This is a genomic window from Streptomyces pratensis (assembly GCF_037137275.1).
GTDB lineage: Bacteria > Actinomycetota > Actinomycetes > Streptomycetales > Streptomycetaceae > Streptomyces > Streptomyces pratensis_B.
This window is the reverse complement of sequence record NZ_JBBBEN010000098.1, coordinates 1-11093: the sequence shown is the minus strand read 5'-3', so window position 1 is coordinate 11093 and position 11093 is coordinate 1. Positions and strand designations below refer to the sequence as shown.

Sequence of the window (11093 nt, the reverse complement as noted above, 5' to 3'; positions counted from 1 at the left end):
CACCGCCGGGCGCCGGCGAGCAGAGGGGGAGCGGGCGGACGTCAGTCCGTGATCTCGATCCTGTCGTTCTTCGTGGTGGGGGAGGGCTCCGCCGTCCGGGCGCTCTCGTCGGCCGGTGCGGCGGACGGCGAGGACGCCTTCGCCGTACGGCCCTGGAGGTTCTGGAGCAGGGCGGCGAGGTCGACGCCTGTGGTGGAGCTGAGGAGCTCCATGCCCTGGGAGACGTTGTCCGTGACCGTGCGGGCCAGATGGCTCGCGCCGTCCGTGGAGATGACCGTCATCTTGTCGATGGCGCTCAGCGGCTCGGAGGCCTTCGCGACGACGCTCGGGAGCACCTCGACCAGCATCTGGAGGACGGCCGCGTCACCGTACCGCGCGAACGCGTCGGCCTTCTTCTGCATGGCCTCGGCCTCTGCGGCCCCCTTGGCGGCGATGGCCGCGGCGTCCGCCTCGCCCTCGATGCGGACCGCTTCGGCGAGCGCGGAGCGGTGCAGCTTCTCACCCTGACCGGTCAGGCGGGAGCGCTCCGCGTCGGCCTCGGCCTCCTTGACCTGGGCGATGCGGCGGGCCTCCGCCTCCTGCTCGGCCTGGTAGCGGGCGGCGTCGGCGGGCTTGCGGACCTTCGTGTCCAGCTCGCGGTCGGTCAGCGCGGCCTGGCGCTCGGCGACCTTCTCCTGCTCCTGGAGGACCTCCTGCTGACGTGCGGCCTCTGCGAGCGGACCGGCGGCGTTGGCCTTGGCGGCGGCGGCCTCCGTCTCGGCCTTGATCTCGGCCTGCTTCAGGTAGTAGGTCCGCTCGGCGATGGCGATCTCCTCGGCCGCCTTCAGCCGGGCCTGCTCCGAGGCCCGCTTCGCGATGGCCTCGGCGATGTCGGCCTCCTGCTTGGCCCGGGCGGCCTCCGGACGGCCGAGGTCCTCCAGGTAGGAGCCCTCGGTGGTGATGTCCTGGATCTGGAAGGCGTCCAGGATCAGGCCCTGGCCGGAGAGGCTGGTCTCCGCCTCCTCCGCGACCTGCCCGGCGAACGCCGCACGGTCCCGGATGATGTCCTCGACCGACATCCGGCCGACGATGGCGCGCAGCGCTCCGGAGAGCACTTCCTGGGTGAAGCCGACGATGCCGTCCTGCTGCTGGAGGAAGCGCTGGGCGGCCGCGCGGATGGCGTCCTCGCTGCCCCCGACCTTGACGATCGCGACGCCCTCCAGGTTGGACTTGACCCCGCGCAGGGTCACCGCGCCGCGCACGGAGATCGGGATGTGCCGGCTGGAGAGGTCCAGGGTGAACTTCTGCTGGACGAACGGCACGACGAAGACGCCGCCGCCGACGACGACCTTCTGGCCGCTGTTGTCCATGCTGATGTGTCCGGTGACCGGGTCCGTCGACTTCTTGCCGCGGCGGCCGGTGATGATGAAGGCCTCGCTGGGTCCGGCGACCTTGTAGCGCGTGACGACGACGAGGGCGAGCAGGACGAGGAGCACGACGATGCCGATGACGGCGATGACGACTGGACTCATGAAGGGTGTCCCCCCTGCCTCCCGTGGGGGATGGCAGATTGTTGCGGAGCGGGTGGTGCTACGGGTTGACGGGGTGGTGGGTACGGGCGGGCAGCCGGGCGGGCGGGGTCAGCGCTCGACCGGGCGGACGGCGACCGAGGTGGTCGACAGCGCCTCTTCCACCCAGACCTCGGTGCCGCGCGCGACGGGCGTGACGGACTTGGCCGCGTACTTGACGGGCTGACCGCCCAGCCGCAGCATCACCTCGCCGTACCCGTCGACGGGGATCGCGGTCACGACGGACCCGGAGGTGCCGACGAGGTCGGAGCCGCGCGGGGTCGCGGCGGTCTGGTCCCGCATCAGCGCCTTGCTGAGTCTCCAGGTGAGCCAGCCCGCGACGAGGCCGGCGGCGACGCCGGCGACCGTGGCCGCGAACGTGCCGAGGCCCGTCGTGCCGAGCACAATGGCTCCGCAGAATCCGAGCATCGACAGGAATCCGGCGATCACCGGAAGCGAGAGAAGGCCGTCGAAGACGCCGTCCAGCACACCGTCGAGGAATCCTTCGAGCAGACCGCCGAAGATCAGGGAGAAGGCGAGCAGGACGATCCCCGCGATGCCGAGACCGAGAAAGAAGGTCACGTGATCACTCCCTGGTCTTCCGGCTTCCCCCGAGGTGCTTCCGTCGAACTGGCTGGATCGTCCCATGCTTGACACGGCCCGGTCACTGCCGGATTCCGGCAGTCCTCAGGCCGTTTCCATGCCGGACAGCCGGCCCGGACGCCCGGTGAGCGACAGGAGGGCCGCTCCCCGCAGCGCCGCCCGCGCCCACCGCACCACGCCACCGGGCCCGCGGGGCAGGGGCCGCGCGCCGCCCGGGCCCCGCGCGCCGCCCCGGCGCGCGCACCCCGGGGCCCGCGCGCCCGGCACCGTACGACGCGGCGGTCCTCCCCCGGGCGAACCCGTGACCGTACAGTGAACGGCACTTTCCGCCCCGTCATGCCCTGCGCCCATCCGGAAGGCGCTCCGCACCGAATACGGGTGAGGGGCGCAGCGCCCCGCACCCGACCTGGAGGTACGCGCGTGGCCCAGCGACTGCCCTCGGCAGCGGTCCTCGTCCTGCACGGCGGCCGGGAGACCGGCGCCGTGCCCCCGCCGCCCGGCCCGCTGAACCTGCCCGGCGTACGGATGCTGCCCTTCGTCCGTGCCGTCCGGCGGGCTGCCGGCGCGCCCGACGGCGACGTGCTCGTCCGGCGGGTGCGCTACGCCCACCGGGGCTGGAACGGCGGCCGCGCCGACCCGCTCCACGACGCCGTCACGGCCCTGGACGCCCTGCGCGAGGAAGCGGGCGACGTGCCGGTGGTGCTCCTGGGCCACTCCATGGGGGCGCGCGCCGCCCTCCGCGCCGCCGGCCACCCGCTCGTCCGGGGCGTCGTCGGGCTCGCCCCCTGGTGCCCGCCGGGAGACCCGGTGACCCAGCTCGCGGGACGTGACGTGGTCCTCCTGCACGGCAACCGGGACCGGACGACCAGCCCCCAGGCCACCCAGTCCCTCACCGCGCGGGCCCGCCGCGCCGGAGCCCGCACCTGCATGGTCACCGTCCGGGGCGGCGACCACGCCATGATCCGCCGCGCCCCGGCCTGGCACCGGCTCACCGCCGGCCTGGTCGCCGGGCTGCTCGGAACCCGCAGCCTGCCGGGACCGGTCGACGAGGCCCTCCGGCTGCCGCCCACCGCAGAGGCCACCCTGGGCACCCTCGACCTCGACCGGCTCGGCGCCCGCCCCCACGGCGGCCCGGCCCCGGCGGGCCGCCGCTGAGCGCCGGGGCGAGCGCCGGGGCGAGGGCGGGGGCGCCGGCGCCGACCGGAGGCGCTGCGGATGCGGGACCGCGGGGGACGGCCGAGCATGGGGACTCCGGAGCCGACGACGGTGGGAGGCTGGCTCGTGCAGGCCGAAGCGTGCGACGACGGTATGCCCACGTCCTTCGACCCCGGGACCATCGCGGCCCTGTTCGACGGCAACCCGGCCGGGGTCGCCGTCCTCGACCACCACCTGCGCTACACCTACGTCAACCCCGCCCTCGAACGGCTCAACGGCCTCCCCGCCTCCTCCCACATCGGCCGCGTCTTCGCCGAGGTGCTGCCCGACCTGAGCGGCCAGGCCGCCGTCCTGCGGGCCGTGCTGGCCGACGGGAAGCCCCGTGAGGAGACGGTCGGCGGGCAGACCTGGGCCCTCTCGCCCGACGACGAGCGGTTCTGGCGCGCCACGTACCACAGGCTTGAGGCGGGCGGGGCGGCCTGCGGACTGATGGCGATCATCGTCGAGATCACCGACATCGCCCGCCAGCGCGCGGAACTGGAACAGGCCCGCGGCCATGTGACCCTGCTCAGCACGGCCGCCGCCCGGATCGGCACGACGCTCGACCTGGACACCACCTGCCGGGAACTGGCGGCGTTCGTGGTGCCCGCCTTCGCCGACGTCGCGGCGGTGGACGTCTTCCCGCCGGACGTGGGGCACGCCGTGCGCCGCCCCGACCCCGGCGTCCTGCGGCTGAGGCGCGCCGCGCTGCGGGGCGTCGGCGTTCTCGACGAGCAGGTGCAGCGGTTCGGCCACCCCGGGGAATACGTCGACTTCGCGGCGGACTCCGCCGTCGCCCGCTGCCTGGCGGACAACCAGCCGGTCCTCGACGACTGGGCCGCCCCCGGCCGGAGCGCCCTCACCGCTGAGCGGATCACGGCCTCCAGGGCCCTCGGGCTGCGGGAGGCGCTCGTCGTACCGCTCACCGCCCGGGGCAACCCGATCGGTGCGCTCAGCCTCGTCCGCGCCGAGGGCTCCCCGGCCTTCACCGACCAGGACCCGGCCGTCGCCCGGGAGATCGCCGTCCGTGCCGCCGTCGGCCTCGACCACGCCCGCCGCTACGACCACGAACACAGCATCGCCCGGGAGTTGCAGCGCTCCCTGCTCTCCGAACCCTACGGGCCCCATCCGCACGTCGAGGTGGCCACCCGCTACCTCCCGGCCGACCGGGACGTCCTGGTGGGCGGCGACTGGTTCGACGTCGTGCCGCTCAGGGACGGCCGCCACCTCAAGGCGATGGGCGACGTGATGGGCCACGGGGTGGAAGCGGCCGTCGCCATGAGCCACTACCGCTCGATGCTGCGCGTCCTGGCGAGCGAGGACCTGCCGCCGCACCAGATCCTGGAACGGCTCGACTCCATGGTGGAACGCTCGGGGGTGGACCGGGCCGCCACCTGCCTGCTCGCCGTCGTCGACCGCTTCGCCGGGGCCTGCGAGGTGGCCAGCGCGGGGCATCTGCCCCCGGTGTTCATCGACCCGGGGGCCGCCGGGGCCCGCATCGTCACCGTCCCGGTGGGCCCGCCGCTGGGAGCGGGGTTCGGCGGTTACGCCACCGCGTCCGTGCCCTGCGGCCCGGGAACGGTGCTGTTCATGTACACCGACGGCCTGGTGGAGCGCCGGGGCGAGGACATCGACGTGTCCGTGCGGCGGCTGTCCTCCCTCACCCTGCCGCTGAGCGGACGGCTGGATGACCTGCTGGACGAGGTGCTCGACCGGTTCGGCGAGGAGGCAGAGGACGACATCGCCGTCCTGGCGTCCCGTATCCGCGAGGGCCCGCCGGTGCTCCGGCCGCCGCTGGGGTGACGGCCGGCCGTGCCGGCGGCGGCCCCGGACCGTGCGACCGGCAGTGCGGGGCGGGGCCGCCCCTGCCGCACGGCCGCCGGGCCGGTGCGGGCATCACGGCGGGCATCACGGCAGGCGGCCGGCGCCGGTGGTCACGCCGAAGCGCCGGAGCCCTCCTGCCGCCGGCCGCGCAGCTGCCGCAGGACGAGCGCGGCCGAGGTGATCAGCGGCAGCATTCCGGCCACCGCGTCGGCGGTGCTCAGTTTGTCGTGCGTGCCCTTGGCCCGGCGGACCTGCTTGGTCGCCCTGACGACCGCGAGCGCGCTGCTGCCCAGGCTCAGCACGAGCCCCGCCTTGCTGCCGCGCAGCCCCTTGGCGGGCGTGGACCGGTTCTTCGCCATCGACGGTGCCTCCAGACGCGATTCGGTGCGGGGCGGGCGGCGTTCGGTGGAGCGCCCGCCCCGCGTACGCGTACCCCACGTAACCGGGGATCAGACGCCCCCGCAAACGGACGGCTCGCCGTCCGTCGTGGCCGCGTCGGCGAGGACCGCGCGGGCGCGTTCCTCGCGCACGGTCCGGTACGCGGAAGCGACCCGCACCAGCCGGGCCACCTCGCCGTCCTGGTCGGCGGCCTGCTGCGCGGCGACCGGCGCGGCCCCCCGGGCGGGCGCGCCGGAGGCCATCGCGAGCAGGGCCGCGCGCGTCCAGTAGGCGTCGGTGAGGGCCTCGGCCCGGACCGGCTCCGCGGTGTCGCGCCCGGCGGCCCGCCGGGCGGCGGCGAGCAGCCCCTCGGGCGCGTAGTGGCGCAGCTTCTCCACCGCGTCCGCGATGTCGGCGGCCCAGCGGTCGACCCGCAGATCGGCCGGAACGTTGAAGCGGGTCAGCTCCCGACCCAGGGAGGCGGGCGGATCGAAGGGCTGGTCGGGGAAGGCCGCCATCAGCTCGTACCAGAGGCCGTGCAGGCGCACCTGGGCCCGCCACAGCCGGGCCCGCCGCGCACCGGCGGCGAACGCGGGGACGGACGCGCCGAGGGCGAAGAACGCGAACAGCACCAGCTGCGCCGCCTCCGTGACCTGGTCGAACCGCAGCGCGAACGTCTCGCCGGGGCGCTCGGCCACGCTGATCCAGAGGAACAGCGTGCGGCTGACGGTGTAGCCGACGCCGATGAACATCGCGAACGTCATCATGCCGAGGCCGATGCGCAGATGGCGCCGGCGCGCGTCGGCGGTGGCCAGGGCCCACTGGAAGGCGCACACGGCGGACGCGGCGCCGAGGTAGAGGTAGAACACGCTCATGTAGAGGGTGGCGCCCCACTCGCCCGCGTGGTCGGAGACGAAGCGGTCCGACGGCTGGGAGCGGTCGACCACGGTGAAGAAGAGGACGGTCAGCAGGATCAGCGTGGCGACGGACGCCTTGGCCGCCACGTGCTGGACGAACCGGGCGAACCGCACGTGGCGCGGGACGGCCCCCTCTTCCGGGTAGCTGCCGTAGATGGCCACGATGTAGCTGAGGATGGCCAGAATCGCCACGGTGGCGGTGTAGTGCTTGATGAGGACGGCGAGGTCGGTGACGGCGCTGTTGTTGAGGCCGATGCGCACCACCTCGGTCTTGGTCCACAGGGCGACGGCGAATCCGGCGTAGCAGCCCCACAGGGCCCTGCGTCTGCGGTCCTCCTCATCGCCCCACAGTGCGGCGGGCATGCGCCACAGGGCGACGACCGTCATCAGGACGGCTGTCAGATAGCCGGCGAGATCGAGGGGGGTCACGGCGGTGTTCGTCCTCGGGGTGGGGGTCGGGGGGCGGGCACGCGGGGGAGGGGGCCCGCGTCCGGGCGTGGTGGCACGTGTCAGGCGTCGTCGGACCGCTTGCGCGGGAACAGCGCGCGCCGCCGGTGGGCCACCGGGCGGGACAGGGAGTCGTCCAGTCGGCCCACCATGTCATCGGTGGTGAGGCCCCGGGCCATCCGGGGGATCAACGAGGCACCGAATTCGGCCATGCGTTCGTCGTGGGTGGCGTACTGCGCGCGGGCCTGGACCGTCCCGCCGCCGGAGGCGAAGGCCTCGGCCGCCGCGGGGGAGACCATCCGGGCGATCAGCGAGGTGTCGAAGACCGGCAGGAGCGTGCGCAGCTGCTCCGCGTCGAGGGTGGTGCCGTGGTCGAACCACTCGTGGCACAGCTCGTGCAGGATCACGTGTTGGGTCTGGTACGCCGTCGGTCTGCGGCGGTAGAGGATGAGGCTGGTGCCGGCGGCCTTGAGGCGCAGCCCGCACGCGGCGTTGACGCGGGCGAGGCGGTCCGGCATCTCGTGCAGCCGGATGGTCCGCCCGCGCGCCTCCTCCATGTTCGCGACCAGACCGGTCACGGAGAAGGGGGCCGGGAGGGGCAGATCGGCGAGCCCGGCCTCGCACTCTTTCCGCAGCTTCCGCAGGGACATGACCAAGACGCTACGCTGCCGGGCCCGCGGGGCGGCGGGCCGCCGCAGTGCCCTTCCCGCCGGAGCCTTCCCCGCCGGGGTCCGCCTTCTCCCGGGCGGCGTCCTCCAGCAGGGACAGGGCGAACCGCAGCAGCTCCGGCGGCAGGCCGTCCTCGTCCAGCCCCCGGCCCGCGACCCCGCTGATCTCCCCGGTGCGCCGCTTGGCCAGGAACTGGAGCCCGGCGACGACGTCGTCGACGACCTCGGACTCCTCCTTGAAGAAGCGCCAGTCCACGCCGAAGCCCAGCCCGAGGGCCTTGAGGATGTCCTCCGACGGCTGGGTGACCTTGCCGGCGAGGATGTTGGAGAAGTAGCTGTGCGACAGCGAGCCGCCGCGGTCCCGGACCAGCTCGGAGAAGACGCGGCCCGAGACCTTCTGGCCGGGGAAGGTCTTCTCGACCATGTACTCGACCTTCTGCCGCAGCGAGTCCAGACGCGGCAGCTCGGCCGGGGCGTGGCGCCCGGTCTGCTCAGTCGGTTGTGGACCGCGTTCGCCGCCGTCGTCCATGGCCACCCGGACCTCCACGATCACCTCGGAGTCGGAACTGAGCTTGCGCAAACACTTTACGTCACTGTTAACTCGAAAAAACATGGGCAGGGGACCACGAGGGGAGTCCCTTGCCCGTGTCCGGGCGTGTGCCCGAAGGGCCCCCCGGGGGGCTCCGGACAGGGGTGTAGCCCTTCACGACGGGGGATGCGTGAAGGGCTACGCGTGCATTATGGCCCCGCGGTCCTCCGGACGACAACTGACCAGTCGGTCAGTGCTCTTCGTGTCGCGCCCGGGGGCCCTGTCCCGGTGGGCGAAACCTGGTCCGACCGCGATGGACACGGCCTTCTCGGCGAAGAGCCTCTGGCGCAGGGGCGTCGCACAGCGGTACGCGCCAGAGGGGCGCCCCGCAGGCGTACGGCGCCGGGCTCCTGTGGCGCTGCGTGACGGGCGAGGTGCGGGTGCCGCGGAGGCCTCCTCGCGCGCCACCGGCCGTCTCGGTGGCGATGACTGCCTTGCGCCTGCGCGAGGGGGCGGGCCGCTGAGCCGATCGGCGCGACGCCGGGCCTTTCCCCGGGCCGCCGGTGAGGCCCGGCCGGCCACCGCGCTGCGGTCGCCAGGGCGGCCGCCGCCGGTGCTCCCGCGCTCGGTGGCGCACCGCCGCCCGCGCCCGCGAACCCGTCGGTACCGGCACGCCCGTCAAGGCCGCCTGCCGCACCGTCGTCCTGGAGGGCCGGCTCCCAGGAGGCCTTGGCCCCAACGAGGAGCTGCGCGACGGGGCCACGCGGGCCGGCGGCCCCGTCGCGCCCTGGCGGGCTCGCCGTCCGCGGTGAAGGGGCCTCGGCGGGGCTTCGTGAATATCTGCTTTCGCCAGCACAGTATTTCCCGCAATGCGCGATGAGGCTTTTATGTTCCGACCGGGCCGGTGATATGCAGCACGAGCAATCCGGGCGGCACCGTGCTACTGTTGATCTCAGTTGCAGTTGTGGTTCCCAAAGACTTCAAGTGCTCTTGCCGGTCAGATGTCGGCGGGCGCACTTTTGTATTTCCGGTGTACTTCCGGATGGGGTAATCATCGCGGCGACGTGGGGTCCGCACAGTGTGGGCCCGCGGGCTCTGCCCCTAAGGAGATATGACATGGCTACTGGCACCGTGAAGTGGTTCAACGCGGAAAAGGGCTTCGGCTTCATCGAGCAGGACGGCGGCGGCGCCGACGTCTTCGCCCACTACTCCAACATCGCCGCCAGCGGCTTCCGTGAGCTGCAGGAGGGCCAGAAGGTGAACTTCGACGTCACGCAGGGCCAGAAGGGCCCGCAGGCCGAGAACATCACCCCCGCCTGATCACTCAGGTTGTACTGCGCAGCTGGGGCCCGCACCTTGGGGTGCGGGCCCCAGCTCGTTGTTGTTTCCGGGGGCCGCGCTGCGCGCCCCCTGCCGAAGCCGCGTCCGGTGTACTGATTCCCGGCGGCCGGGTTTCGCTTTCTTTTATCATTTCATCGGCTCGTTCTTGCGATTCTGGGTGCCGTTCACGGCCGCTTCCCGAAAAAGAATCCCTCGATACGTGCCCCATCGAGGAAAGGTTCTGCATGAACCGCGAACGCACACCCCGCTCGAACGACCGATTCTCCCGCACCCGCTCCGGCGGCGGCCCCTCCGGCGGCCGCAGCGGCGGCGCGCCCCGTCACTCCGGCGGCGACCGCCGTGCCGCCGGTTTCGGCGGCGGACCCAAGCGCTCCGGCGGCTCCGGTGGCTACGGCCGCCGTTCCGCCTCCGGTGTGAAGGGCGAGTTCGCCCTGCCGGTCACCGTCACCCCGGCGCTGCCCGCCTCCGAGACGTTCGGCGAGCTGGAGATGCCGGCGCCGCTGAAGGCGGCGCTCGCCTCCGAGGGCATGACCGTGCCCTTCCCGATCCAGGCGGCCACCCTCCCCAACTCGCTGGCCGGCCGGGATGTCCTGGGCCGGGGCCGCACCGGCTCGGGCAAGACCCTGGCCTTCGGACTCGCGCTGCTGGCCCGCACCTCCGGCCGCCGCGCCGACGCCAAGCGCCCGCTGGCCCTGGTCCTCGTCCCCACCCGTGAGCTGGCTCAGCAGGTCACCGACGCGCTCACTCCGTATGCCCGGTCGCTGAAGCTGCGTATCGCCACTGTGGTGGGCGGCATGTCCATCGGCCGTCAGGCCAGTGCGCTGCGCGGTGGCGCCGAGGTCGTCGTCGCCACCCCGGGCCGTCTCAAGGACCTCATCGAGCGCGGTGACTGCAAGCTGGACCGGGTCACCGTCACCGTGCTGGACGAGGCCGACCAGATGGCCGACATGGGCTTCATGCCGCAGGTCACCGAGCTGCTGGACCAGGTGAACGCCGACGGGCAGCGGATGCTCTTCTCGGCGACGCTGGACCGCAACGTCGACCTGCTGGTGCGGCGTTACCTGAACGACCCGGTCGTGCACTCCGTCGATCCGTCCGCCGGCGCGGTCACCACGATGGAGCACCACATCCTGTACGTGCAGGGCGCCGACAAGTACGCCACCACGACGGAGATCGCGGCGCGCGAGGGCCGGGTGATCATGTTCCTGGACACCAAGCACGCGGTGGACAAGCTCACCGACCACCTGCTGCACAGCGGGGTGCGGGCGGCCGCTCTGCACGGCGGGAAGTCGCAGCCGCAGCGCACCCGCACCCTGGAGCGCTTCAAGACGGGGCACGTCACGGTGCTGGTCGCCACGAACGTCGCGGCGCGCGGCATTCACGTCGACAACCTGGACCTCGTGGTCAACGTGGACCCGCCGAGCGACCACAAGGACTACCTGCACCGCGGCGGGCGTACCGCCCGTGCCGGGGAGTCCGGCAGCGTCGTCACGCTGGTGCTGCCCAACCAGCGCCGCGAGATGACCCGGCTGATGGCGGACGCCGGGATCACCCCGCAGGTCGCCCAGGTCCGCTCCGGCGAGGCCGAGCTGAGCCGCATCACCGGCGCGCAGACCCCCTCCGGCGTCCCCGTGACGATCACCGC

General features: G+C 73.3%; 10 protein-coding genes and 1 pseudogene. 5 read left to right on the top strand and 6 right to left on the bottom strand.

The window, feature by feature from the left end; genetic code table 11:
* Nucleotides 1-41: 41 nt before the first annotated feature.
* Together V9U70_RS23920 and V9U70_RS23915 are read right to left on the bottom strand one after the other, a co-directional pair.
* Nucleotides 42-1511 (bottom strand): flotillin family protein, encoded by a 1470-nt coding sequence (locus V9U70_RS23920; RefSeq protein WP_336678419.1) that lies wholly within the window; start codon nt 1509-1511, stop codon nt 42-44.
* 108 nt (nt 1512-1619) lie between these two features.
* A complete protein-coding gene (locus tag V9U70_RS23915) occupies nt 1620-2129 on the bottom strand; it encodes a hypothetical protein (protein WP_336678417.1) in 510 nt (169 codons plus the stop codon).
* Between the two features lie 441 nt (nt 2130-2570).
* On the opposite strand from V9U70_RS23915, the gene V9U70_RS23910 reads away from it, so the two are divergent.
* Together V9U70_RS23910 and V9U70_RS23905 are read left to right on the top strand one after the other, a co-directional pair.
* Complete coding sequence (locus V9U70_RS23910; RefSeq protein ID WP_336678415.1) at nt 2571-3305, top strand: alpha/beta fold hydrolase; 735 nt, start codon at nt 2571-2573, stop codon at nt 3303-3305.
* 87 nt (nt 3306-3392) lie between these two features.
* Complete coding sequence (locus V9U70_RS23905; protein WP_336678413.1) at nt 3393-5147, top strand: SpoIIE family protein phosphatase; 1755 nt, start codon at nt 3393-3395, stop codon at nt 5145-5147.
* Nucleotides 5148-5278: 131 nt separating this feature from the next.
* On the opposite strand, the gene V9U70_RS23900 is transcribed toward V9U70_RS23905, so the two are convergent.
* From V9U70_RS23900 to V9U70_RS23885, 4 genes are all read right to left on the bottom strand, one after another.
* Nucleotides 5279-5527: a hypothetical protein gene (locus tag V9U70_RS23900; RefSeq protein ID WP_336678411.1), complete on the bottom strand. Its 249-nt coding sequence runs from the start codon at nt 5525-5527 to the stop codon at nt 5279-5281.
* A gap of 90 nt (nt 5528-5617) precedes the next feature.
* Entirely contained in the window at nt 5618-6892 is a 1275-nt protein-coding gene (locus tag V9U70_RS23895; protein WP_336678408.1) for an MAB_1171c family putative transporter, read from the bottom strand.
* 80 nt (nt 6893-6972) lie between these two features.
* The gene (locus V9U70_RS23890; protein WP_336678406.1) at nt 6973-7560 is read right to left on the bottom strand and encodes a toxin; all 588 of its coding nucleotides are present in this window, start codon (nt 7558-7560) and stop codon (nt 6973-6975) included.
* A gap of 10 nt (nt 7561-7570) precedes the next feature.
* Nucleotides 7571-8158, bottom strand: coding sequence for a hypothetical protein (locus V9U70_RS23885; RefSeq protein WP_336678405.1), 588 nt, complete (start codon nt 8156-8158; stop codon nt 7571-7573).
* Nucleotides 8159-8525: 367 nt separating this feature from the next.
* Here V9U70_RS23885 and V9U70_RS23880 point away from each other — a divergent pair.
* From V9U70_RS23880 to V9U70_RS23870, 3 genes and pseudogenes are all read left to right on the top strand, one after another.
* Nucleotides 8526-8919 (top strand): annotated as a pseudogene (locus V9U70_RS23880) (MerR family transcriptional regulator).
* Between the two features lie 304 nt (nt 8920-9223).
* Complete coding sequence (locus tag V9U70_RS23875) at nt 9224-9427, top strand: cold-shock protein (protein WP_015609674.1); 204 nt, start codon at nt 9224-9226, stop codon at nt 9425-9427.
* 245 nt (nt 9428-9672) lie between these two features.
* A partial coding sequence (locus tag V9U70_RS23870; protein ID WP_336678403.1) for a DEAD/DEAH box helicase occupies nt 9673-11093 on the top strand: 1421 nt, incomplete at its 3' end.

What these genes read in the sequence shown, in the direction of transcription:
- V9U70_RS23875 (WP_015609674.1), top strand. Translation starts at nt 9,224, where the DNA reads ATGGCTACTGGCACCGTGAAGTGGTTCAACGCGGAAAAGGGCTTCGGC.
- V9U70_RS23890 (WP_336678406.1), bottom strand. Translation starts at nt 7,560, where the DNA reads ATGTCCCTGCGGAAGCTGCGGAAAGAGTGCGAGGCCGGGCTCGCCGAT.
- V9U70_RS23900 (WP_336678411.1), bottom strand. Translation starts at nt 5,527, where the DNA reads ATGGCGAAGAACCGGTCCACGCCCGCCAAGGGGCTGCGCGGCAGCAAG.
- V9U70_RS23920 (WP_336678419.1), bottom strand. Translation starts at nt 1,511, where the DNA reads ATGAGTCCAGTCGTCATCGCCGTCATCGGCATCGTCGTGCTCCTCGTC.
- V9U70_RS23905 (WP_336678413.1), top strand. Translation starts at nt 3,393, where the DNA reads ATGGGGACTCCGGAGCCGACGACGGTGGGAGGCTGGCTCGTGCAGGCC.